We start from the raw sequence: 24,433 nt of genomic DNA, 5'->3' as shown, positions 1-24,433 counted from the left end.
ATAAAGTAAAGGGTGGCAACCGATAATTCCGACGGTGCTGCCATGAGTGTTCTTAGTTGCAGGTACAATTTTGCTCTCGTACCTTTTATATATTTTGCGCTAGTATAGGTTCAAACCTTGATCAAGCCAATTGGCTGAGTCGCTTTATTTTCCGTCAGCAGGGCATAAACCATGGTAAAACAAAATGATTCTATAACAGCACAGCCTGATTCACTTGTACCTGATGATAAAAACTTAATCAATATCGTACAATATCTAAAAGATGCACAGTCAAGTCACAAAAGGTCAATCCCACCTCTTGAACAATGGAACCCAAAGCATTGTGGCTCAATGGATTTGAAAGTAAAAGCGAATGGTGAATGGTGGCACGAAGGTCAATTGATTAAAAGACAAAGCCTCATTGACCTATTCTCGACAGTACTATGGAAAGAAGACAACAAATTTTACTTAAAAACACCCGTTGAGCAAATCGAAATTGAAGTCGAAGATGAACCTTTATTGGTCAATCAGGTAGATCAAGTCGAGATTCAAGGGCTTTCCTATCTACAGCTAACAACGACCACTCAAGATCTCATTATTGTGGATCAAGATCATCCGATCTTTATGCGTGATTTTCAAGGAGAGATGCGTCCTTATGTGCATGTGCGCTTTGGCATCAACGCATTGATACAACGTTCAGCTTTTTTTCATTTAGTTGAAATGGGGGAGTTGAGCGAAAATGAGCAAGGTGAATCAGTTTTGAATTTAAAAAGTGGTAATCTGCTATTGCAATTAGGGACTTGAGGTTTAAGCTTAGCCCATTCATTTAAGCATTATAAAAGTAGTCGTTGAGATGTCTGCAATTTTACCCCAACCGAGCTCTAATGAGCCTATGCCTCATGCACTTGAACATGCCCCTATTGGGATTTTCGACTCGGGTATTGGTGGTTTATCAGTTGCATTGGAAATAGCAAAATATTTACCCAATGAGCATATCCTTTACTATGCAGATACAGCTCATGTCCCTTATGGTCCGCGCGAAGATCAAGATATTCGTCAGCTCACAGCACATGCAATTGAGTGGTTGTATCGTCAAGGATGTAAAGTTGCGGTTGTTGCGTGTAATACGGCATCAGCTTTTAGTCTGGATTACTTAAGGACGCATTATGGTGAGCGATTTCCGATCATTGGGTTGGTTCCTGCGTTAAAACCTGCAGTGTTACAGACACAGTCTAAAGTGGTGGCTGTATTGGCGACTCCAGCGACTTTTAGAGGCCAGTTAATCAAGGATGTAATGCAGAATTTTGCAGATCCTTTAGGTGTTAAAGTTCATCAAGTCACCAGTTTGGATTTGGTTCCTTTCGTGGAAGCAGGGCAACAAAATTCGCAAGCCTGTATTGCAACATTACAACGGATACTTGATCCCGTCATGCAAGATCAAGCCGATTATTTGGTGTTGGGTTGTACGCATTATCCATTTTTAAAATCTGCAATTGAGCATCTTTATGCAGAGCGACTGACTTTGGTTGATTCAGGATTTGCTGTTGCACGCCAAACAGCAAGAGTCCTTATCAAAAATAAATTCAATGCAACTCAACCATATGACAAATCAGTGCAGTTGCGTTGTGTCGTCAGTGGTGGAAATGCGCTTGAACTTCAGCCTGTATTACAAAATATGATCGGGCATGAAATACTATGGTCAATTGAAAATTTAACTGATACATTCGAAGAAGAATGATCAATATCAAGCTATACATTTTGAGCCTTATGAATAGGGCATTTTTACCTAGATGCAGGATTGGATTAAGGCATGCTAGATAAGCGTTACCAAGTGTTTATTACAACTTCTGGTAAAGAGATGCAGCCAGAACGTATGGTTGTGTCTCAAACGCTGATCGGAATGGGTTTTTTTTCATGGGGTTTAGAACAAAGAACACCTGTAACAACCGCTTTTGCACGCCGTCAAATTGATGATTGTGATTATGTACTTCTGCTTTTAGGAAGCCAGTATGGTGAGCAATCTGTCTCTGGCATTAGTTACATGCACTTGGAATATATCTATGCAGTGACTAAGCAAAAGCCCATCATTGTATTTATGCATGAACAGCCAGAATCGCGTGCGGAGCATTTACGAGAGCATGAAGCGGATCTTCAACAGCGCTTTCAAAATTTCCGTCAACAGATCGTGAAAGAAGTTGATCAGGTCGTATTTTTTAAAAGTGCTCGTGAATTAGAGCTTGCACTCAGGTCTCATATGCCTCAAATGCTTGAGCGTTACCCAGTTTTGGGTTGGGTAAGACCACAAAGCATTCAAGCAAAACAAGATGAGATTGATCGATTAAGAGCTCAGTTGGCACAAGCAAAAATGGAACAAGCCAAATCTGAAGTCGATCCTTTTCTATCTTTGCCTAGAATAGAATGGGATGATCAATTCAGTTTTGATTATCGTATGCATGCTTATGTTGATAGTCATTTTAAAGAAATTATTTGTATACGATCCATGCGATGGCATGAAATTTATACTGTTCTTGAGTCTCAATTTTCCCAAGCAACACCAGAAGATTTTTATTCTAAAGTGTTGAATCAGTATTTGACTGATACGGGGCTGGTCGATGCTCAATTGCAACTTCCTAAGGCACATATGGTATCTAGAGCACAGATTAATGTACGTGCATTGCATACCATCAAGCAACAAATGCGTAATAATGAATGGATCGTTCCTGTAGGACGAGATGATCGTCAGCGCATGTTATGGAAATGCATGAATAAATAGATCAAGTTCATATGATAGTTTTTCTCTGTCATTCACATTTTAAAAAGCAATCATAAAATCACGCCGAATTTACTTAGACTCTGATAAAGTATTTCTCAATTAAACAGTGAATTGATGTGGATCAGATGTCTGAGTTAAAGCCGAAAATCACCGTAATTATTGCCAACTTGGGAACACCAGATGCCCCGACAGTGCCTGCGGTACGAACTTTTCTAAAACAGTTTTTATCTGATCAGCGTGTGATTGAGATTCCATCGTTTTTGTGGAAAATTATCTTACATTGTTTTGTTTTACCATTTCGACCAAAGCATGTTTCTGAAGCATATGCGCAGGTGTGGAATGAAGATTCACCTATGCGTGAAATTCTGTTAAAGCAAACAGATTTAATCCGTCAAAAAGTTATTCAAGATTATCCAGATTTTGATGTTCAGGTCGTTCCTGCGATGACTTATGGTCATCCTAGTATTCATGAGGTTCTAAAAAAACTTTCTCAGACACCACAAGATCACGTCATTTTATTTCCACTTTTTCCTCAATATTCAGGGACATCTACAGCACCTTTGTATGATGCATTGGCGAAATGGGTTTTAACGCAGAGAAATTTACCTGGCTTAAGTTTAATACGCGATTATTATCAACATCCAAAATTTATTCAGGCTTTGGCAAAGAGTGTTCAGGTTTTTCAGGCGCAACACGGTAAAGCGGAAAAATTATTAATGTCTTTCCATGGGATTCCTCAGCCTTATGCAGATAAAGGTGATCCATATGCCGACCGTTGTAGAGTTACAGCGAAAAAAGTCGCAGAGGCTCTGGGATTACGTGACGATGAATGGGCTATCAGTTTCCAATCACGATTCGGTAAACAAGAGTGGGTCAAGCCATATACAGATGCGTTGCTGACTGAGTGGGGACAACAAGGAGTTCAATCTGTCCATGTGCTCAGCCCTGCTTTTTCAGCAGATTGCTTAGAGACTTTAGAAGAGTTGGCTGTGGAAAATGCCGAAACCTTTAAAACAGCGGGCGGGAAAGACTATGCCTATATTCCAGCGTTAAACACTGATGCAGCACATATTGATTTGTTGGTTGATTTAGTAGAAGCTCAACTGGATGCACTCAAGATTACCCTCCAACATTCTGCGTAAATTTAAAGGTTCCTATGCTTCAAGTTAAAATTATTCCTGTGACAGCATTTCAGCAAAATTGTTCATTGGTTTGGGATCAAGAGACCAAAGAAGCTGTGTTAATTGATGCAGGTGGTGAGCCTGAAAAAATTATGCAAGTTGTGCAAGAGTTAGACTTAACAGTGAAGGAGCTATGGTTAACTCATGGTCATCTTGATCATGCTGGTGCGGTCGGAGCATTGGCGAGAGAGTGGGGTATTCCAGTAATTGGTCCTCATAAAGAAGATGCATTTTGGTTAGATATGATTCAGGAAGTTTCAGCACGATATGGATTTCCGATACCTGAACCTGTTGTGGTTGATCAGTGGCTTGAAGGTGGTGAAACTTTAAAATTGGGGGATGAGTCCTTTGAAGTTCGATTCGCTCCCGGTCATACGCCTGGCCACGTCATGTTCTATAATGCTAACTATGGCTTGTTATGGACTGGCGATGTTCTTTTCAAGGGTTCAATTGGTCGAACAGATTTTCCCAAGGGAAATCATCAACAGTTGCTGGATTCGATTGAGAGAGAATGTTTTAGTTTGCCAGATGAAACACAGTTTATTTCAGGGCATGGTCCAATCAGTACCATTGGCTATGAGAAAAAGTTTAACCCGTTTGTGGCAGGTAAAGCTGGTTAATTAAAAACGAAAAAAGTGATCTCGATTGATGTCATTCAATTCCCAAAAGAGAAGGGCAGCGGCTAACACAATTAGTGCAGAGATTAAAATCAAGACGAAATCATGTTGATAAATGCCTAGACCTGCAAAAAGGAGGCCTAGGCAAGATAAAATTATACTGAGTGTGAATGTGAATTTATAAAGTCTCATGTATTTATGAAAGTAGAATTGTTGTTTTAATGTGATTATCATCACAATATCACAACACAAACCTAAATAAAATCTCATTTATTGAGTTTTCTTAAAAAAGCTAATTTTTTTGGTTGTGTAAATATAATTGAATTATTCTTTTAATACTGAGCAAAGTTGGCATTATTCATGATATTCCCCTTGATCAGCTTGAGGAGAATCCTGTGTTGGAAGGCGATATTCATCATTTGCCCAAGCTCCTAAATCGATAAGTTTGCATCGTTCAGAACAAAATGGACGAAATTCATTGCCAGTCCATTGACTAGGCTGTCCACAGCGTGGGCACGGAAATGTTTTTGGCATAAATCAATCCTAGTAAAATAAAACAGCTAAAATAGGCAAAAGCATTTAGAGTTGCTAGACTTGTCGCGTTTTCATAAGTTTGATCTGATTATGCCGATTCGTCAATTTCAAGCACAGCGTATGCATGCGCCACGCGATTTTCAACCGATTCTAGCTGAACCACTATGTGTTGAGATTGGGGCGGGTAAAGGTAAACATGCTTTATTGTTTACGCAACAAAATCCGCAAAGACAACTAATCGCGATTGAACGAACTAGAGAAAAATTTCTAGCGATGCAAAAACAGCATCAATTAGACGGTCAAACCAATTTGCGACCTGTACATGCAGATGCAATCCCTTGGATCGTACATGCGCTATTTCCACAGCAAGTTGAAGATTTTTTTATTTTATATCCGAATCCTGAACCTCATAATCCAGCGCAACGTTGGTTGAATATGCCTTTTTTTGAATTTTTACTGTCTCGATTGCAACCGAATGGTACGATCACTTTAGCCAGCAATATTCCTGAATATATTGACGAGGCAGAGCAACAACTGCTTAATGTTTGGAACCTTTCTTATGTTAAAGAAAGAATCCCTTCAACTTCGGCAAGAACGCATTTTGAAGTAAAGTATCTAGAGCGTGGTGAATTATGCCAGCAGTTGATTATTCAAAAACCTGAAGCGTACCAAACTCGCTTCGATCACTTTATGCCTCTGCAAGGGCAAATGCCGATCTCTTCTGAAAATCAACAAACGAATAATCTATGAATTTGGAATATTCAAAGCGAATCGCAATCGTAGGCGCAGGTCCAGCAGGTTTAATGGCTGCTGAAGTTTTATCTGCTCATCCTGCATTTGAAGTTCATATTTTTGAACAAAAGCCTTCAGCTGCACGTAAATTTTTGATGGCAGGTAAAACAGGTTTAAATATTTCTCATGCCGAACCTATCGATCAATTTATTGGTCGTTATGATCATGCCGAATGGCTTGCACCTTGGGTAAAAAAATGGGATGCGCGTTGGATTCGAAATTGGATGAAAAACCTAGGGATTGAATCCTATGTTGGAAGCTCTGGTCGTATATTTCCCAATGAAATGAAAGCAGCTCCATTACTGCGTGCTTGGTTAAAAAGTTTAGTAGATACCAAGGTCAATTTTCATTATCGGCATCAAATTACCGCGCTTAATCAAAATGAACTGACAGTTTTTGATACTCAATCCAATTCAATACGAACTGAGCAATTTGATGCGATTGTATTGGCGTGTGGCGCTGTGTCATGGGCGCAGTTGGGTAGTGATGGGGCTTGGCAGTCATGGTTGGCTAAAGAAGAGTTAAAAGCGTTTTCCCCGAGTAATGCTGGTGTAGTCAGAGCTTGGTCTTCGTATATGGAACCTATATTTGGCTCGCCACTCAAACGAGTTGAAGCTTGGGTGGATCATCAGCCCAAAGCTAAGGGTGATATCGTGATCACCCATTATGGTTTGGAGAGTGGGTTGGTCTATAAGCATGGTCGGGCACTTCGAACACAATTGCAATATCAAGATTCCATGGTTTTAAATTTAGATTTACTGCCAGAATTATCTGAGCATGAAATCATCTCTAAACTTAAGAATGCTAAGAAGCAAAGCATGAATAATATTTGGCGAAAAATGGGATTAGACACTGCAAAGTCAAATTTATTACGTGAATTGACCTCAAAGCATGATTGGGCGATTGCAGAGAAAATGGCTCAGCATATTAAACATTTATCTATCAAACTAGACGGTTTTAGACCCATTGAAGAAGCCATTAGCTGCGCAGGTGGTGTACGGGAAATTGCCTTGACTAAACAGTTACAGTTGAAAAGTAATCCAATTGTTTTCTGCTGTGGAGAGATGTTGGATTGGGATGCCCCGACAGGTGGTTATTTACTTACAGCGTGTTTTGCAACAGGTCGAGCAGCAGGATTAGGTGTAATTGAATACCTAAATAAAACTGTTGAAAAAGACTAGCCAAGCGCTAGTCTTTATTTATGATTATTTCGCAGTGAGTGCATTTCCTTCAAATTTAATGCCATCCCATCCATGAATCATGAATTGACGGATATTTTGATGATCTGATGCTTCAGGTGTCGCCAGAACAGAAGCGTAGTGTTCTGCAAAAAGCTGTAATGTTTGTTCTTGAGAAAGACCATTTAATTTGGCAAAGGAAAAAACTTTAGCACTCCCTTGATTTTCATTACTGGCATTATATTGTTGACCATTACTAAATGCGGTTGGCGTATGTGTATAACCTGCTTCAATAAATGAAATTACGTCGGCAAATTTTGCTTCGCCATTTTTTAATTGTTCCAATAATGCTTGAGCCATAATTGAGTCCTTACACGTTTAAATTTGCTACATCTTAACGAAAAAACGCGTGAATCCAAGACAATAATTCGTTACTTTTTAAGGTAAAAATATGATCAATACACGAGAACGGACATAATATGAGTTGGTTATGGGTAGCATGTGGTGGAGCGATTGGTGCAACACTTCGATATATGACCAGTATGTGGTTCATGCAAAATGCAGATCAATTTCCATGGGCAACTTGGATTGTGAATATCTTGGGCTGTGTTCTAGCAGGGGGATTTTTTGCATTCAGTTTACAATATCCTGTATTACAACATGAGGCTCGCCTATTTTTTATGGTTGGCATATTAGGTGGTTTTACCACATTCTCTAGTTTTGGCTTGGAAACTTTTCAATTGATAAAATCTGGGCAATACAATTTGGCACTGATGTATGTTGTGAGTAGTATCATGATTGGACTCTTGGGATTGGTTTTGAGTTTTTTCTTTACTCAATTTTATTTAACCCATAAATAACGATAAGAATAAAAAAAAGCCTAAATTGGAGGAGTAAATTTAGGCTTTAAAATAGTGAGAGTCGAAAATTTTTTTATTTACGTTTAAAGCGACCGAAACGCTTATTGAAACTTGCCACACGTCCTTCATTATTAGCTTGACGGACTTCACCAGTATAGAAAGGGTGCGAAGCACTTGAAATATCTAGCGTGACATAGGGGTAAGTTTTCCCTTGATATTCTTTGGTTTGCTTTGACTGAATCGTACTACCGATGATGAAATACTGATCTGCGTTGGTATCATGAAACAGTACTTCATGGTATTCAGGATGAATATTGGGACGCATGGAAACACTCCGAATTATTTATATTTTGTTATAATATAACATAACAACAATGAGCATTGTAAGGTCTTGTTAATTTTTCAATTAGGAACGAGCGTTTCAAACAAATCATTGAGATTGTCATCGACTTTTAAGTTAATCAGATTCCAATAGTGTCCAGAAATAGTACGATTGACCATTAATGTGTCTGGAGAGGGCTTAAATGTATCCCAATACTTAAGTGATTTTTTCACTAAAATGACGCCATCATGATGAGATGAGTTTTCAGCAAAATTGTATTGAGTGGTAAGGGGTCTGAGCAACACTTCTAACCATTGTTTGTAAAGTTCCTCAGGGAATTTTCCTGTTTCAGCAAGAGCATCCAATGCGAATAAATGCTGTTCAATCTCTTGGATATTTTCAGCACGACCAGCGCGAACTAATTTTTTAAATCGATCCACCAGTTCAGCAGATAAGGTTTTAACACCACCGAAATCATAGATGATGACACTACCATCGGAGCGGAAAGCAAAATTGCCAGGATGCGGATCACAATGAAAACGTTTTAGATAGAAAATCTGATGACCAAGAGCTTGAATTAGTCGACGACCAATTTCGTTGCGTGTATCAAGCGGCCAAGTGCTTGCGGTTTCAATATTGTCACCTGCTTCTAAGCTCAATGTTAGAACTCGTCTGCTGGAATAATCTTTGAACACTTGTGGGATAATAATTTTAGAATCCAATGCTTGATGGAAGGTTCTAAATACCTCTAAATTCTGCGCTTCAATTTCATAGTTGAGCTCTTCGTGTAAGCTGTCTTGAATTTCTGCAAATAATCGATCTTGTAATTTTTTATCGACTTTTAGTACACCCATCAAACGTAAGGCCAAGCGAACTTGTTTTAGATCGCTTTCGCATGCTTCATCTACGCCTGGGTACTGTACTTTTACAACGACTTCTTGGCCATTTTTTAAGGTGGCTTTATGAACTTGCCCAATCGAAGCTGCTGCAAAAGGTTGTTCATCAAATGTTTTAAAAACATCTAACAGTGGCTGACCAAGTTCTTTTTCTACTTGTTGCTTGATTTGTTGGAAGGGCATCGCAGGGGCTTGACGTTGTAATTTAGCAATAGCCTTCGCGACTTCAGGCGGGAAAATATCTTTATATTGTGATGCAATTTGACCAACTTTCATTACAGCACCTTTCATTTCCCCAAGGGTATCTGCAATTTGAACACCAATGTCTTGAAATAGCTTACTTCGTGCTTCGTTTTTTTTATCATCATCTGCATTAAAGGTGCGGATAGAGTTGGACACGGTTTTAGTAGCAATACTTGCAGTCATACCTGCGAGTTTCATGAAACGACGGCCGGGAGAGCTCGCTTTGTTTGCCATGAGTTGAGAACCTCGATTCATTATTTTCATCTTCTGATTTGATCATAGGCGACAAATCAAAAGATGCATATTTGAAATTGTTAATGAGTTGTAAGTAAATGATTGGCATAAAAAAATAAATCCCGAGCATTCGGGATTTATTGTTCATGATGATTGACTACGCTCAAGTCGCTGATTATTCATATATAAACGTCCGAGTAAGAGTACACAGGCAATACTTAACCCCACGATCAATCCAATCCATACACCCGCAGGACCAATGTTGGTAAATCTAGAGAGATATACGCCTACAGGGAATGCAATCACCCAATAGGCAAGCATAGTAATCCACATAGGACCCTTCGTATCTTGCATGCCTCTTAGACATCCTGCAGCACTGATTTGCCAAGCGTCCATCAGTTGGTAAGCAACAGCGAATAGCACTAAGTAAACCGCAATTTGAGCCACCAATACATCAGAGGTGTACAACGCGACAATTTGATGGCGGAAGACCCACAATAAAATCATGGTCATCAATGCGAGTACAGTGCCTGTTGCTAAACCCAACCATTGGACTTTACGCATAGATTGGTAATCCTTTTCGCCATAATATGTTCCCACTCGGATGGTAAGTGCGATCGCCAGAGACATTGGGATCATAAATAATTGTGACGTAATGGAGATGGCAATTTGATGCGCTGCAACCGTAATTTCACCCAATGGACTCAATACAATTGCAGCGGTACTGAAAATACTGACCTCAAAGAAGATAGCCAAGCCAATTGGGAAACCTAAAGCAAGGATGCGTTTTAACCAGTAGCGATCAATTTTTTCAAAATGACTAAAGGGTTGGGTTTTTTGATATGCCTGATTATTCAAGATATACAATGCCAACGTGATCAGCATCAGCCACTGTAGAATTGCCGTTGCAAATCCACATCCAGCACTTCCTAATGCAGGAATTGGACCTAAACCATACATAAACACAAAATTAAGCGGAATAAGTACGACTAAGGCCATTAAACTGATCACAGTCACTGGGCGTGGATTACCAATCGCCTCAGAGTATCCTCGTAGTGCAGCAAACATGGTGACTGCTGGCATACCGAATCCAATCGCATGTAAGAATAGGCCAGCTTTAGGGTGAAGTGACTCTGGAACGCCAAGAAGAGGAAGCGTATAGGGGAGAATCTGTAAGACTAGACCAGCAATAATCCCGAGAACTAAAGCAACCCATAATGCTTGTCGTGTAATAGTGGCAATTTTCTCTGGAGTCCTCGCACCGTTTGCTTCAGCAACCAACGGCGTTGTTGCAATCATAATGCCGCTAAATAGCAACATGACAGGAATCCAAAGACCGACCCCGACAGCAATTGCCGCTAAGTCTAATGCAGATAAATGTCCTGCCATAATAGTATCAATCAGTCCTAATCCTGCTTGCGAAAATTGCGTAATCAAGATTGGGATCATGAGATGAAATAGTTTTTTTAATTCATAACTGATGTTGGAAGTTGCAGTCACATTAGACACAAAAATTACTCATCGTTTTTATGTGCTTAGAATGAAGGTTTAGCGTTGTAAAGTGAGAAGCACACCTATAAAAATCACCACGCCACCCAAAATGCGCTGCCAATTAATGGCAATTTTTTCTGTACCTAAAATTCCAAAATGGTCGACTATCATGGACATAACAATCTGTCCAAATATAATTAATGCCGATAAGGTTAAGAAACCTAATTTAGGTGCGGAATAAATACTAATACTGATGGCATAAACACCTAAAAAACCGCCAAGCCAAAGATGCCAAGGAATTTGTACAATTTCGCTCAATTGTGGTTTTTCAGTCTGTTGAAAAAAAACCAGTATTGCGAGAACTATTGTACCAATCAAAAATGATAAAAGTGCAGCTTGTAATGGAGAATATAAATATTCACGTAATTGTGTGTTAATCGCAGTTTGGAAGGTCATTGCGATTCCGATCCCCAGCGCTAAAGGGATAAAGAATAAAAATTGGCTCGCGACTTTAAACATAAATGCACCCACGTCCTTGTTTTATATTGAGTGTAAAGTAAAAACTGAATCAGTTCTGAGCGTTATGGTGTAGTCATGTTAAAATAAGTTTTTTAAGTTTTGAGCTGTACGTTTGGCTACTTTGAATCCACAAGATATTCCATTGTCACTTTATATTCATATGCCGTGGTGTGTGCGTAAATGTCCATATTGCGACTTTAATTCGCATGCAGTACCCAATGGGGCATTGTCCATGACGTTGGAGAAAGAATATTTACAAGCATTGGTTGAGGATTTCAAAACACAGATAAATTTTGCTCAGGGTCGTCAAATTCATAGCGTGTTCATAGGTGGAGGTACTCCTTCTCTCATTTCTGCTCAAGGGTATCAATGGCTATTTGCTCATCTAAGCGCTTTGATTCCGTTTGAGGATGATTGTGAAATTACCTTAGAAGCCAACCCGGGAACGGTAGAACATGATCCATTTGCAGATTATTTAAAGGCGGGGATCAATCGGTTGTCTTTAGGTGTCCAAAGCTTTAACTCGAATCATCTTCAAAAACTGGGGCGTATTCATTCCAACCAAGATGCAATTTCAGCAATTGGTTTGGCGAAAGATGCAGGCTTTAAGCGAATTAATGTCGATTTAATGCACGGCTTACCTGAACAAACGCTTGAACAAGCATTACTTGACTTAAAACTTGCCGTGGAGCACGGTGCTACACATATCTCGTGGTATCAGTTAACCATTGAGCCCAATACCGTATTTTTTCGAACTCAACCTATATTGCCTGTCGATGATGTATTAGAAGAAATTCAGGTACAGGGTGAGGCCTATTTAATCGAAAATGATTTTACTAACTACGAAGTGTCGGCTTGGCGTAAAGAAAAACCCTCAGCACATAATTTAAATTATTGGCAATTTGGCGATTACTTAGCGATTGGTGCTGGTGCGCATGCTAAAGTGACGCTAAGTGATGGTGTATATCGTTACCAAAAAACACGATTACCGAAAGATTATCTAGCGAAAGTCCCTGCAGAGCATTTGCATTTTAAGAAAATTGAAGCTGATGAAATGCCATTCGAATTTATGATGAATGCACTTCGACTTAATCAAGGTGTACCAACTTCACATTATGAAGCTCGTACAGGTTTATCTTTGCAATCAATCCAAGATCAAGTTCAATCATTGATTGACAGAAAATTAATGGTAGATGATCCAAACCGTTTGTCATGCACTGCTCAAGGACATTTATATTTGAACTCATTGCTTGAGGAGTTTCTGTAAGTTCTATAGTTAAACTCCAATGTAATTTTTAACAGCGAAACTGTTAAATCCACATTTATTTCGCTTTTTTACTGTGAAAATAATGATGATTTTTTTAATGGTTTTCATCAAGATAGGTAATAAAAATGAAATTAGTTCTAGTGGCTTCAATCTTGGGATTGGCATTCGTTGGTTGTGCTGATAAAAAACAAAAATAGTGAGCAAATGTCAGAACAAGAGAGACCAGCGCATTTAAATGCTGAAGCTTCAGCGCCTGTTGATCAAGTTGCTCGTGCTGAAGGTGAACAGGTGATCCATTTTACTGGACCAATGGATTTAACATTAGAGCTAAAAACAAAAGACAATTTTCAGACGGTAGAACTCAGGGATAACTCGGATGCGGTTTATCACTTGAAGAGCGCGGTTGCTGCAAGTGGTGTAAAACTTGCAAATAGAGATTGTGTTTCAATTCATTTTAAAAATTTCAATGGTTTGAATGAGGGAACAGTTGAACTCGTGAAAGATAAGCCAATAGAGATTAAAGAGTACCGTGAGCATTAAAATATATGCATTAATTTACAACACCTGATTGGTTGTTCAATCAGGTGCTTTTTTATTCCTTAATTTGAGCGTTGATCTTCAACATACTTTTTTAAATGATTGGCCATTTCCCACTGAGAACCAATAAAACGATATAGGGCTTCAACTTCTTGTTTTGTCGTGCCTTGAATAAATTTATCATCTAAAGTTACTTCAATTTTTCGTTCAAATTCTGTGCTATTGGCGTTGATACGATCAAATTCATAGGTAATTTTTGAATGGATTGGGACTTGAGCAAATTGCTCTATGGTTGCTATAACAAACTTCTTATCTTTCTCAAACTCAATCACATGCCATTCATTACTCCAATCTTTTATGCCTGGAATCGGGCTGCTAATAAACTCTTTAAAAGTCGTACCTTTTTGAACGCGAATATTCTTAGGCTCGATGGCTTGAGTTGCACCCAAATTAATTTTTGGCCAGAGATTCACATTGGTTAAAATATTGAAGACTTCACTCACAGGGCGATGAATAATGACCTCAGCAGATCCACTCGTCGAGTAATTCAAATTCTTTGTTGAATACGTCGTGGTTTTTTGGTGATGTTTAATATCCGATTCAGCGAAGCTATTTGTAGCGAAAAAGACTGCAATGAGTAAAGAGAGGGAGATCAAGGTCTTATGCATATTATTTTCCTTTTTGTATATTGATAAAAGCTCGTTTGGAATATTTATATCGCTTGATCAAGATACCACTGTTGTATTCTTGCTCTAAATGTAATTTCGTATTCTTAAAGTAAGATAGTTTATTCGATCAATAAAAAAAGACCGCCTTGGCGGTCTTTTTTCTATGAAATCTTAGTAATCAAAACTGAAGTGTTCAGCTTCTAAAGACATTAAAGTTTTCGAAGGGTTAACCATAGATTCAGCATGACCTTGAGCACGAGGAAGTAAACGCTCAAAGTAGAAATCTGCAACTTTGATTTTCGCTTTGTAGAATTCTGGAGTTTCTTGACCATCACCTGAAGCCAACTTCGCTGATGCCACTGCCGCTTGTTGAGCCCAGTAATATGCCATCATTGCATAACCAGAGAACATTAAGTAATCCACAGAAGCACTTGAAACGATGTCGCGATCTTTGCGTGCAGCAAGCATAATACGTACAGTTAATGCGTTCCATTGTGCACAAATCTTAGTTAAGTCCCAAGCAAAACGGCGCATGTATTTATTGCGTGCGTGCTGGCCACAGAATTTTAAGATTTCAGCTGTATAGTCACGAACGACTTTACCTTTAGAAGATAACAGTACTTTACGACCGATTAAGTCTAGTGCTTGAACACCAGTTGTACCTTCGTAAAGCGTTGAAATACGCGCATCACGAACGATCTGCTCCATACCATGTTCTTTGATATAACCATGGCCACCAAAGACTTGCATACCGTGGTTTGCTGCTTCTAAACCTAACTCTGTTAAGAAGCCTTTCAAAATTGGGGTATAGAAACCTAATTTATCATCGTAATCATCAAACTTCGCTTGATCACCTTGAGCTAAAGCATCAGTCATTTTGTCAGCAAGCTGTGCAGCATGATAGATCATTGCACGGCCACCTTCAGCAATCGCTTTTTGAGTCAAAAGCATACGGCGAACATCAGCATGATGGATAATTGAGTCAGCTACTTTTTCAGGCTCTTTTTTACCTGAGAGTGCGCGCATTGACATACGTTCTTTTGCATAAGGTAATGCACCTTGGAATGCAAGTTCTGCATGTGCTAAACCTTGAACAGCAGTTCCGATACGCGCCGTATTCATGAAGGTAAACATTGCGTGTAAGCCTTTGTTGACTTCACCAATCAGATAACCCGTTGCAGCATCAAAGTTCAGTACGGCAGTAGCAGATGCTCTGATCCCCATTTTGTGTTCAATAGAACCGCAAGTCACAGGATTGCGTTCGCCTACACCACCATCAGCAGTTGGGATGAATTTTGGAACGATGAATAATGAAATACCACGCGTACCAGCTGGAGAGTCTGGAAGACGTGCCAACACAATATGAATGATATTTTCAGTTAAATCGTGTTCACCCGCAGAAATAAAGATTTTAGTACCTGTGATAGCATAAGTACCGTCACCTTTAGGTTCAGCTTTAGTTTTAACTTGACCCAAGTCTGTACCACATTGTGGTTCAGTTAAACACATTGTGCCTGACCATGTACCAGCAGTAAGGTGAGGCATGTAGGTGTTTTTCTGTTCTTCAGTACCAAATTGCATGATGGTATTCATACAACCCATACTTAAGCCCGGATACATCGTGAAAGACCAGTTTGCTGTACCCATCATTTCTGATTTGATCAGGTTCAGCGACATAGGCAGTGCTTGACCACCAAACTCTTCAGGATACGAAAGACCTTGCCAGCCACCTTGTACAAACTGCTTGTAAGCTTCTTTGAAACCTTTAGGCGTTTTGACTTCGCCATCTTTAAAATGACAGCCTTCTTCATCTCCAGACTGATTAAGTGGAGATAATACATTTTCACAGAAATCTGCAGCACCTTCGATAATCATATCGACAGTATCAGAGTCAGCAGCTTCGCCGTTGCTTAGAGTTTTATAGTGCGCAGGATAATCAAAAACTTCGTTCATTAAGAAACGAATATCACGTACGGGCGCTTTATATGCAGGCATTGAACTTTTCCTAATTTGAATAGAGAAAATACTTGTTAGATGATCCGATTATTGACCTACAACACTAAAAAAACATTGATGTAAGTCACGGAAATAAATGTCAGAATTGCGAATTAGTGTTTAGGCTCTTGAATGAATATAAACTGAATTCATTTGTTGTAGTAGGAGTTTATTAGAAAAAATAATATTATTAATACATAAGCTTAGGTTGGTTTTGTTGTGTGGATGACCATATGTTTAATTTGAATTTATTCAATTTGAATATGCACTAAAAATATGTCACTAAAATCAATTCGAAGAGATTTAATCGATATTATAGAGAGAAAAAAGTGCAATTTAAAAAATTGCACTGTTCACAAGGCACTAAACGTGTGCAAAAACTAAATAAAATCTTTTAATTCTGGACGCACACCATTCCAAATCGCGAAAGATTCAATCGCTTGTCCAACGAGCATTCCAAATCCTTCTGCAGTCGGAATTCCACGCTGTTTCGCTTGATCAAGGAAAGTGGAAGGTTTGCCATAGGCCATTTCATAGGCATATTTGAATTTTAACTGTTGAGGTAGAGTGATTGCATCGCCAGATAAGCTTGCCGAGGTAGCATTAATAACAATATCAAATTCACCTGCTATGTGATCAAGACCACAAGCGTTTAGCTCTAGATCTGGGACAGCAGGTTGTAAGTCCTGAATCAATTGCTCTGCGCGAGCAACCGTTCGATTAGCAATCATGATTTTATTTACACCAGCTTTATGCAGTGGATAAATCACGCCACGTGTTGCACCACCTGCGCCTAAAATAAGCACGCTTGCTTGCTCAAGAGGCCAATTTAAATGTTGAATGGCTGCAACAAGTCCTTGGCCATCGGTATTGTCGCCATGCAATACACCATCTTTCATCCATAGTGTATTTACTGCTTTTGCAATTTTGGCACGTTCAGTGAGTACATCACATTGTGCAAAAGCTTGTTCTTTAAACGGCACCGTGACATTCAGACCAATACCACCAGCCTTAAAAAATTCATTGATACTCTGTGTAAAACCATCGAGAGGAGCAAGGCGTTTGCTATATTCAAGGATCACCCCAGTCTTTTGTGCGAACGCATGATGAAGCTCTGGAGATCGAGATTGTTCAATGGGATTTCCAATTACGGCAAATTGTTTGCGCATTGCTCTAATTCCTGATGAAGAAGTGGCAAACAATATACGTCAAATGCAGAAAGTTCCCAATATGAACATATTCAATGAAGTGTATTAATGACTTGGGTTACAAATTTCAAATAGGGTATGAAGTAAAATATGCGCAATGTTGAGCAGTAGACCAACAGCTGCAAACACCATCAAGCTAAAACCAAAGCTATCATTGAGTAGTGTTTCTGAAAATATAGTGGTACTGATTGCACTCAAAAGAGCAATAACCAGTGTCCAAAATACGACAACACGTGCGCGAATAGAGTTGTGTTGCATATCGATTCCTTATGCAGAAGTAAAAACTTCCATGAGTAATACAAGTAAAAATTGATTGTACAGTACTTTGCTTAAATTAAACTTAAGAGCTGTGTCAGAAGTGTGACAAAATTTAATCAATTTTATCTATTGTGCCTTTTTTTCTAAGAGAATGTAATGGAATTATTCAATTTCGTTAGACAATGGGATGAATATATTGCTCAACAAAAAAGCCCTGTTTTTAACAGGGCGAGTGATTTACATTTAATGCAGTTCAGCGAGCCAATCTCTCGGTTTTAAATAGTAGTCGGTTAATTTTTTTTCAGCAGAGCCTTCATCCCATTCAGGTCTGTATTTCCAACCCGTTAATGGAGGAAGACTTACTAAAATAGACTCAATTCGACCGCCAGTTTGTAATCCAAATAACGTCCCTCGATCGTAAACTAAGTTATATTCCACATAGCGCCCACGACGATACAATTGGAAATCGCGTTGAGCTTCACTATAGGGTTTATCTTGATTACGTTGGAAGATTGGTAGAATCGCATTGAGATATCCATTGCCTACAGCTTGCATGTATTTAAAACAAGTTTCGAAATCCCACTGATTTAAGTCATCAAAAAATAACCCACCGACACCACGTTGTTCATCACGATGCTTCAAATAAAAATAATCATCACACCATTTTTTATGATCTTGGTAGACATGATCGCCAAAAGGTGCACAAAGATCGTGCGCAGTTTGATGCCATGATTTAACATCTTCATCATTCGGATAAAATGGCGTTAAATCAAAACCGCCGCCAAACCACCAAATAGGATCTTGTCCTTCTTTTTCTGCGACAAATAGTCTTACGTTGGCATGTGAGGTCGGCACATTTGGATTTCTAGGATGGATCACTAAAGAAACCCCCATGGCTTGTGCTTGTGCACCAGCTATATGTGGGTGCCGTTCGGTAGCAGATGCTGGTAACTTTGAGATATTGATGTGCGAGAACATCACACCACCTTTTTCGATCACTGTACCATCTTGCAATACGCGTGATCTGCCACCACCACCTTCGGGACGTTCCCAATCATCGATCTCAAATTGGGCATTACCGCCACCTTGTTGTTCTTGTTGTTCAAGCGCAGCACAAATTCGAGTTTGTAAGTCGAGTAAAAATTCACGAACACGTTGAATATCTGCAGAAGTCGGGTGTGACATACCAAGCCTCTTGGGCAATGAAAAACTAGCTACATCAAAACATAAATTGTATGAAAGATTAAGGTGATTTTATCGATATAGCAGATCGAGATTTAAGTTTAGTCAGGGTAAACGTACTTTGTGATTTGAATTTGCTTATGAATCCTGACCAAGATACTAGGTTGAATTAAAAGAATAAGCTCCTCAAAATAGGATGACTGAAAGCAGTTAAGCTTTTAATATGTGGTGATTTTAAAGGTGGGGATATGTTCGAAAACGTTATTTCACTGGTGCAAAAATATAATGTTCCAGGTCCTCGATATACGAGCTATCCCACAGTTCCGTATTGGGAGCAGTCGACTTTTGATCAAGTACTATGGCAGCAAAAACTAAAAATACGTTTTGATCACTCGAATAGCCAACATGGTATTAGCCTTTACATTCACTTACCTTTTTGCGAGTCCTTATGTACTTTTTGTGGATGTCATAAAAAAATCACTAAAAAACATGAAATGGAACAGCCCTATATTTTGGCTTTGTTAAAAGAATGGAAATTGTATTGTGAGTTATTTGTAGAGCGTCCTTTGATTAAAGAGATACATCTAGGGGGGGGGACACCTACATTTTTTTCTCCTCAGCATCTTAAACAGTTGATTGATGGGCTTTTAGCGCTATCACAAGTAGCTGAAGATCATCAATTTAGTTTTGAAGGACATCCTAATAATACTTCTTACGATCATTTAAAGACGCTGTTTGAATTGGGTTTTAGACGCGTTAGCTTTGGTGTGCAGGATTATAATGAAACCGTGCAGAAAGCGATCCACCGAATTCAACCTATTGAACACGTAAAGCAGGTTACAGAATGGGCGCGTGAAATTGGTTATACGTCTATTTCGCATGATTTGGTCTACGGGCTGCCCTTTCAATATTTAGATGATGTTTTAAACACAATTGATCAAACCATTCAAATTAAGCCAGATCGTTTAGCCTTTTACAGTTATGCACATGTACCATGGATCAAAGGTAATGGGCAACGTGGTTTTAAAGACCATGATGTTCCGCGCGATGAAGAGAAAAGACAGTGTTATGAGCAAGGAAAACAAAAATTATTGTCTGCTGGATATCATGAAATAGGAATGGATCATTTTGCGCTTGAGCATGATGATATGTATCAGGTATTTCAAGCCCAACAGTTACATCGTAATTTTATGGGATATACCGTTTCAAAAACAGAAGTGATGATTGGCTTAGGGATATCAGCTATTGGCGATTGTTGGCAAGGTTTTGCCCAAAATGAAAAGACGCTTGAAAATTATTATGCTCGATTAGAACAAAATGAAATTCCAGTTTTTAAAGGTCATCTTTTAACAGAAGAAGATTTGAAAATCAGAAAACACATTTTAAATCTCATGTGCCACTTTGAGACGAATTGGCAAGGTGACATGGATTTTGCACAGCGACCACAAGTTTTAGAAGATTTAGCTGAAATGCAAAATGACCAACTTGTGAAGATGAGTGAATATGGATTGAAGGTAACGGAAGCTGGAAAACCATTTGTACGAAATATCTGTATGGCTTTCGATTTAAGGTTAAAAAGAAACAAACCTGAAAATCGGATATTTTCTATGACGATATAGTCATCTTCACAAATTAGATTGAGTCTAAGTGAAAAAATACCCCTAAGCATCGGGGTATTTTTTTACAACGATTAAATTATGCTGTAGTTAAAAATCATCCTTTTGATACATATGTGACATGCGCTCATGTTTGGTTTTTAAGTATTCTTCATTGAATTTATTCAAACCGACCGTTAACGGGACACGATCAACCACATCAATTCCTAAATCAGTTAAAGCTTTAATTTTGAGAGGATTATTCGTAACCAGTTTGACTTTTTTCACTTGTAAGTGATCCAGCATGATACTGCACATATCGTATTTACGCGCATCAGCGGGTAAGTTGAGCATCAGGTTGGCATCCACTGTGTCATGCCCTTGATCTTGCAAGGCATAAGCACGAATTTTATTGGTTAAACCAATACCACGACCTTCTTGACGTAAATATAAAATTACGCCTTGTCCTGCTTCGTTAATCAGTTTTTGAGTTGCTTGAAGTTGTGGGCCACAATCACATTTTAATGAAGCAAAAGCATCACCTGTTAAACATTCGGAATGGATTCTTACCAAGACAGGAGAGGTGGGTGCTGTATCTAATCCTTTTGACAATGCTACGTGTTCTTCACCTGTTTTAGGATCTTGAAAAACAGTGATTTTAAAATCACCAAAGGCAGTGGGTAATTTAGATGTGGCAACAAACTCTATAGGCACAGCGACTTCCATTACATGTTCATAATTTGGCTAAAGTATAGCTGAATGATCAGACCATAGTTGAGTATCATTGTGCAAATTTACACAGAAGATTTCCTTTTTTTTGCAAAGCACAAGATAATAGTTGATAAGTAGCATCGATATTCAGGATAATCTAGCTACCTAACAACGCCCGTTTAGCGAAAGCTCAACACTGGACCAATATAAATGTGGTTGATTTAAGGTGTTTTTTTTCGATTTCTCGATCAATAAGAAGAATCGAGCTAACCCATTTACCTAGCTTAGGATTTGCCAGGCTTTAGAAGGCATTGCCACATATGTTGTATACCGAAATACCTAGTCAACGTCCTGTTACGCCTTTGTTGGATGCGATTGATCATCCAATGCAATTGCGTCAACTAGCCAAAGAACAATTGAGTCAAGTGTCGGACGAGCTACGTCAATTTATTTTGTATGCTGCTGGACAAAGTGGTGGGCATTTCGGTGCCAATCTAGGTGTAATCGAATTAACTGTTGCTTTGCATTATTGTTTCAATACACCACATGATCGTCTTATTTGGGATGTGGGTCATCAAGCATATCCACATAAAGCTTTGACTGGACGTCGTGAGCAACTAACAACAATTCGTGCAAAAAATGGCTTAGCGGCGTTCCCCGCTCGTGAAGAGTCTGAGTTTGATACTTTTGGTGTGGGTCACTCATCAACTGCTATTTCAGCGGGTTTGGGAATGGCTTTAGCTCGTCGTTATCAAAAAGATCCTTGTGAAGTGGTTGCAATTATCGGTGATGGTGCAATGACAGCAGGGATGGCATTCGAAGCCATGAATGATGCTGTTGCACATAATGCTGATCTCATGGTGGTACTGAACGATAATGATATGTCGATTTCATGTAGCACGGGTGGTTTTGCAAAACATTTGGCTGCGATTTGGGAAAAAGGGCAATCTGTACACATTGATGAGCAGGGCAATCCATTTATTCGGGATTATCCTGAGTGGGACTACACTTCACGCTTACATTGTGCTGCTACAGAGGCTGCAGATAACTTATTTAAAGCGATTGGATTTGACTATTTTGGTCCATTCGATGGTCATAATGTCGATGAACTTGTTAATGTATTTAGTGCCTTAAAAAAACGTAAGGGGCCGCGCTTAATTCATATCTATACCAAGAAAGGTAAGGGCTTCGCACCTGCTGAAGCAGATCAAATAAAATATCACGCAATTGCTAAATTAAATGCTGCATCAGCTTCAACAAAAGCACCCAAATATTCTGATGTTTTTGGGCAATGGTTGTGTGATGAAGCCCAGTTGGATGATAAGTTGTTAGCCATTACACCTGCCATGTGTGAAGGTTCAGGTATGGTGCAATTCGCCAAACAATATCCTGATCGTTACTTTGATGTGGCAATTGCAGAACAACATGCAGTGACCTTAGCTGCTGGTATGGCATGTGAAGGTTTAAAACCAGTAGTGGCAATTTATTCAACCTTCTTACAGCGTGGTTATGATCAGCTCATTCATGATGTGGCATTACAAAACCTTGATGTCACATTTGGTATCGATCGTGCAGGTTTAGTAGGTGAGGATGGACCAACTCATGCTGGTGCATATGATTACGCATTTATGCGTACAGTTCCGAATATCGTGATTATGGCACCAAAAGATGAAAATGAATGCCGTCAAATGCTACATACCGCTTATTTGCACCCGGGTCCTGCTGCAGTACGTTATCCACGCGGAAATGGTTTAGGTGTTGAAATTCAAAAAGAACTGACAGCGCTTGAAATTGGTAAAGCTGAGTTAACTTTGGAGCTGAATGTAAAAGCCGAAGAAGTGATTACTATTTTAGCTTTCGGTAGCCGCGTGAGTGTTGCAGAAAATGCTGCTCAGCTTTTAGTTGATCAATTGGATGTTGCAGTACGCGTTTTGAATATGCGTTTTGTTAAACCCCTAGATGGTCAAATCATTCGACAATATGCAGATCAAACCCAACTTTTTGTAACGGTTGAAGAGCATGCAGTCATGGGTGGTGCTGGAAGTGCTGTGAATGAATTTATAATGGCTGAACACATTCTCAAGCCAGTTTTGAACATAGGCTTACCTGATCAATTCTTAGCACAAGCCAGTCATGGTGAGATGCTTAAAGATTGTGGATTGGATGCAGAAGGTATCCAATCTTCAATTCAACAAGCTTGGTTAAAGCTTGTACAGGTGGTTTAAATACAAGTCATAAAATTTTAGAAACATTTTTTACCTAAAAGCGCCGATATTTGATAAAATGTCGGCGCTTTTATGCATTATTCTTTATCAGTATCTTCAAATTTGTAGTGGGTGTTCAATGGAACCTATGGTGGTGATGGCTGCGCGTGCGGCTCAAACAGTTGGTCAAGAGCTTTTAAAAGCGCATCAGAATCGTCATAAACTTGATCTGCAAGTTGAAGAAAAAGGTATCGAAGGTCCTGTGACTCGCGTTGATCGCTATGTTGAAGAATTGACGATCGATATCTTGCGCAAAAGCTATAAAAATCACAGCTTCCTTGGTGAAGAGTTTGGTATGCAAGAAGGTAAAGGTCACGATGCTGATTGGTGTTGGGTGATCGATCCTTTAGATGGTACTTTAAACTTCATTAATGGTGTCCCACACTTCTGTATTTCTATTGCAGTTCAACACAAAGGCGTGACTCAACACGGTGTTGTGTATGACCCAATCAAAGATGAATTGTTCTCTGCGAGTCGCGGTCGCGGTGCAATGATGAACCAACGTCGTATTCGTGTGAATGTAAAAGATAGTTTAGATCGTACGTTCTTGGCTGTTGGTCATGCATATCGTGCTAAACGCGATGGCGAAGTAGTTTCTTATGCAAAAAATCACTTCGATTCTTTGTTGGCAGTAACTGAGCAAGGTGCTCAATTCCGCCGTTTAGGTTCAGCAGCACTCGACTTAGCTTATGTTGCTGCTGGTCGTTACGATGGTTATTTCGAACTTGGTTTGAAACCATGGGATATCGCAGCGGGTGAGCTAATCGTTAAAGAAGCTGGTGGTACAGTAGTTGATGCGCGCGGTGGTTCAAATTCAATGGAAAATGGTCAAGTCTTGGCTTGTTCTATGAAATTATTGAAACCATTGATGCAAGCAGTTGTCCCAGCTTGGGGTGCTGCTGCTAAATAAGCAGATCAAATTTATGAAAGCTCCCTAATAGGGAGCTTTTTTATCTCCAAAACATGATAAATTTGAATATTTGTACTTGAACGCATCAAAAAGCAATTAAACTTAATGACATTATAAAAAAATCTGTTATACTCCGCGCACGCACTAAATTTCGTTCATTACCTGAACATTTCTCTTCTATATTGTGTATGCGCGTCCGGTCCAAAGAGAGGACATTAT

25 protein-coding genes are annotated in these 24,433 nt (G+C 39.2%); 13 read left to right on the top strand and 12 right to left on the bottom strand.

Annotated features, from left to right (window positions below):
* Positions 1-171 precede the first annotated feature (171 nt).
* The 5 genes from AC1M9K_RS12700 (at position 172) to AC1M9K_RS12680 (ending at position 4,553) form a co-directional block, all read left to right on the top strand.
* Positions 172-783 (top strand): DUF1285 domain-containing protein, encoded by a 612-nt coding sequence (locus AC1M9K_RS12700; protein WP_092768147.1) that lies wholly within the window; start codon positions 172-174, stop codon positions 781-783.
* Positions 784-832: 49 nt separating this feature from the next.
* Positions 833-1,717, top strand: a complete 885-nt coding sequence (gene murI / locus AC1M9K_RS12695) for a glutamate racemase (protein WP_035264968.1) — start codon at positions 833-835, stop codon at positions 1,715-1,717.
* A gap of 72 nt (positions 1,718-1,789) precedes the next feature.
* A complete protein-coding gene (locus AC1M9K_RS12690; RefSeq protein ID WP_481589452.1) occupies positions 1,790-2,752 on the top strand; it encodes a DUF4062 domain-containing protein in 963 nt (320 codons plus the stop codon).
* A 125-nt stretch (positions 2,753-2,877) separates the two neighbouring features.
* Positions 2,878-3,894, top strand: a complete 1,017-nt coding sequence (gene hemH / locus AC1M9K_RS12685) for a ferrochelatase (RefSeq protein WP_481589451.1) — start codon at positions 2,878-2,880, stop codon at positions 3,892-3,894.
* A 14-nt stretch (positions 3,895-3,908) separates the two neighbouring features.
* The gene (locus tag AC1M9K_RS12680; RefSeq protein ID WP_092768141.1) at positions 3,909-4,553 is read left to right on the top strand and encodes an MBL fold metallo-hydrolase; all 645 of its coding nucleotides are present in this window, start codon (positions 3,909-3,911) and stop codon (positions 4,551-4,553) included.
* A gap of 351 nt (positions 4,554-4,904) precedes the next feature.
* Here AC1M9K_RS12680 and AC1M9K_RS12675 read toward each other — a convergent pair whose 3' ends face one another.
* Positions 4,905-5,084, bottom strand: a complete 180-nt coding sequence (locus tag AC1M9K_RS12675) for a DNA gyrase inhibitor YacG (RefSeq protein ID WP_035264978.1) — start codon at positions 5,082-5,084, stop codon at positions 4,905-4,907.
* 84 nt (positions 5,085-5,168) lie between these two features.
* On the opposite strand from AC1M9K_RS12675, the gene AC1M9K_RS12670 reads away from it, so the two are divergent.
* Positions 5,169-5,834 (top strand): class I SAM-dependent methyltransferase, encoded by a 666-nt coding sequence (locus AC1M9K_RS12670; RefSeq protein ID WP_481589464.1) that lies wholly within the window; start codon positions 5,169-5,171, stop codon positions 5,832-5,834.
* Entirely contained in the window at positions 5,831-7,057 is a 1,227-nt protein-coding gene (locus AC1M9K_RS12665; protein WP_481589450.1) for a TIGR03862 family flavoprotein, read from the top strand. The genes AC1M9K_RS12670 and AC1M9K_RS12665 overlap by 4 nt, the downstream gene beginning before the upstream one ends.
* Before the next feature lie 24 nt (positions 7,058-7,081).
* Here AC1M9K_RS12665 and AC1M9K_RS12660 read toward each other — a convergent pair whose 3' ends face one another.
* On the bottom strand, positions 7,082-7,414 hold the full coding sequence (locus tag AC1M9K_RS12660) for a HopJ type III effector protein (protein WP_035264987.1): 333 nt from the start codon (positions 7,412-7,414) through the stop codon (positions 7,082-7,084).
* A 119-nt stretch (positions 7,415-7,533) separates the two neighbouring features.
* Here AC1M9K_RS12660 and crcB point away from each other — a divergent pair, with 119 nt between their 5' ends.
* A complete protein-coding gene (gene crcB, locus AC1M9K_RS12655; protein WP_092768135.1) occupies positions 7,534-7,914 on the top strand; it encodes a fluoride efflux transporter CrcB in 381 nt (126 codons plus the stop codon).
* 73 nt (positions 7,915-7,987) lie between these two features.
* On the opposite strand, the gene AC1M9K_RS12650 is transcribed toward crcB, so the two are convergent.
* From AC1M9K_RS12650 to AC1M9K_RS12635, 4 genes are all read right to left on the bottom strand, one after another.
* Positions 7,988-8,239 carry a type B 50S ribosomal protein L31 gene (locus AC1M9K_RS12650; RefSeq protein ID WP_035264993.1) on the bottom strand — a complete coding sequence of 84 codons (252 nt, stop codon included), beginning with the start codon at positions 8,237-8,239 and terminating at the stop codon, positions 7,988-7,990.
* A 77-nt stretch (positions 8,240-8,316) separates the two neighbouring features.
* Complete coding sequence (locus AC1M9K_RS12645; RefSeq protein ID WP_092768161.1) at positions 8,317-9,609, bottom strand: ABC1 kinase family protein; 1,293 nt, start codon at positions 9,607-9,609, stop codon at positions 8,317-8,319.
* 144 nt (positions 9,610-9,753) lie between these two features.
* Positions 9,754-11,058 (bottom strand): MATE family efflux transporter, encoded by a 1,305-nt coding sequence (locus tag AC1M9K_RS12640; protein WP_481589463.1) that lies wholly within the window; start codon positions 11,056-11,058, stop codon positions 9,754-9,756.
* 99 nt (positions 11,059-11,157) lie between these two features.
* Positions 11,158-11,619, bottom strand: a complete 462-nt coding sequence (locus AC1M9K_RS12635; protein WP_035264998.1) for a DMT family transporter — start codon at positions 11,617-11,619, stop codon at positions 11,158-11,160.
* 112 nt (positions 11,620-11,731) lie between these two features.
* Between AC1M9K_RS12635 and hemW the strand changes: the two genes are divergently transcribed.
* On the top strand, positions 11,732-12,886 hold the full coding sequence (gene hemW / locus AC1M9K_RS12630) for a radical SAM family heme chaperone HemW (protein ID WP_481589449.1): 1,155 nt from the start codon (positions 11,732-11,734) through the stop codon (positions 12,884-12,886).
* A gap of 204 nt (positions 12,887-13,090) precedes the next feature.
* Positions 13,091-13,426: a hypothetical protein gene (locus tag AC1M9K_RS12625; RefSeq protein WP_481589448.1), complete on the top strand. Its 336-nt coding sequence runs from the start codon at positions 13,091-13,093 to the stop codon at positions 13,424-13,426.
* A 59-nt stretch (positions 13,427-13,485) separates the two neighbouring features.
* Here the strand turns inward: AC1M9K_RS12625 and AC1M9K_RS12620 are convergent, their stop codons facing one another.
* The 5 genes from AC1M9K_RS12620 to hemF all read right to left on the bottom strand — a co-directional run bounded on the left by AC1M9K_RS12620 (position 13,486) and on the right by hemF (position 18,737).
* On the bottom strand, positions 13,486-14,091 hold the full coding sequence (locus tag AC1M9K_RS12620) for an SRPBCC family protein (RefSeq protein ID WP_481589447.1): 606 nt from the start codon (positions 14,089-14,091) through the stop codon (positions 13,486-13,488).
* A 171-nt stretch (positions 14,092-14,262) separates the two neighbouring features.
* Positions 14,263-16,086, bottom strand: coding sequence for an acyl-CoA dehydrogenase C-terminal domain-containing protein (locus AC1M9K_RS12615; RefSeq protein ID WP_481589446.1), 1,824 nt, complete (start codon positions 16,084-16,086; stop codon positions 14,263-14,265).
* A gap of 380 nt (positions 16,087-16,466) precedes the next feature.
* Positions 16,467-17,255 (bottom strand): shikimate dehydrogenase, encoded by a 789-nt coding sequence (gene aroE / locus AC1M9K_RS12610; RefSeq protein WP_092768124.1) that lies wholly within the window; start codon positions 17,253-17,255, stop codon positions 16,467-16,469.
* 84 nt (positions 17,256-17,339) lie between these two features.
* Positions 17,340-17,552, bottom strand: a complete 213-nt coding sequence (locus AC1M9K_RS12605) for a hypothetical protein (protein WP_035265018.1) — start codon at positions 17,550-17,552, stop codon at positions 17,340-17,342.
* A gap of 243 nt (positions 17,553-17,795) precedes the next feature.
* Positions 17,796-18,737: an oxygen-dependent coproporphyrinogen oxidase gene (hemF, locus tag AC1M9K_RS12600; RefSeq protein WP_035265021.1), complete on the bottom strand. Its 942-nt coding sequence runs from the start codon at positions 18,735-18,737 to the stop codon at positions 17,796-17,798.
* Positions 18,738-18,982: 245 nt separating this feature from the next.
* Here hemF and hemN point away from each other — a divergent pair, with 245 nt between their 5' ends.
* Entirely contained in the window at positions 18,983-20,353 is a 1,371-nt protein-coding gene (gene hemN, locus AC1M9K_RS12595; RefSeq protein ID WP_481589445.1) for an oxygen-independent coproporphyrinogen III oxidase, read from the top strand.
* A gap of 87 nt (positions 20,354-20,440) precedes the next feature.
* On the opposite strand, the gene ribA is transcribed toward hemN, so the two are convergent.
* Positions 20,441-21,043, bottom strand: coding sequence for a GTP cyclohydrolase II (ribA, locus tag AC1M9K_RS12590; RefSeq protein ID WP_180028265.1), 603 nt, complete (start codon positions 21,041-21,043; stop codon positions 20,441-20,443).
* A 317-nt stretch (positions 21,044-21,360) separates the two neighbouring features.
* Between ribA and dxs the strand changes: the two genes are divergently transcribed.
* Positions 21,361-23,265, top strand: a complete 1,905-nt coding sequence (dxs, locus tag AC1M9K_RS12585; RefSeq protein WP_481589444.1) for a 1-deoxy-D-xylulose-5-phosphate synthase — start codon at positions 21,361-21,363, stop codon at positions 23,263-23,265.
* Between the two features lie 118 nt (positions 23,266-23,383).
* Complete coding sequence (locus tag AC1M9K_RS12580) at positions 23,384-24,214, top strand: inositol monophosphatase family protein (RefSeq protein ID WP_092768116.1); 831 nt, start codon at positions 23,384-23,386, stop codon at positions 24,212-24,214.
* The last annotated feature ends 219 nt before the right edge of the window (positions 24,215-24,433 follow it).

It is taken from the genome of Acinetobacter sp. 24-47-67, assembly GCF_056779735.1.
The sequence above is the reverse complement of the archived record's forward strand: the minus strand, read 5'-3'. Positions and strand labels throughout refer to the sequence as shown.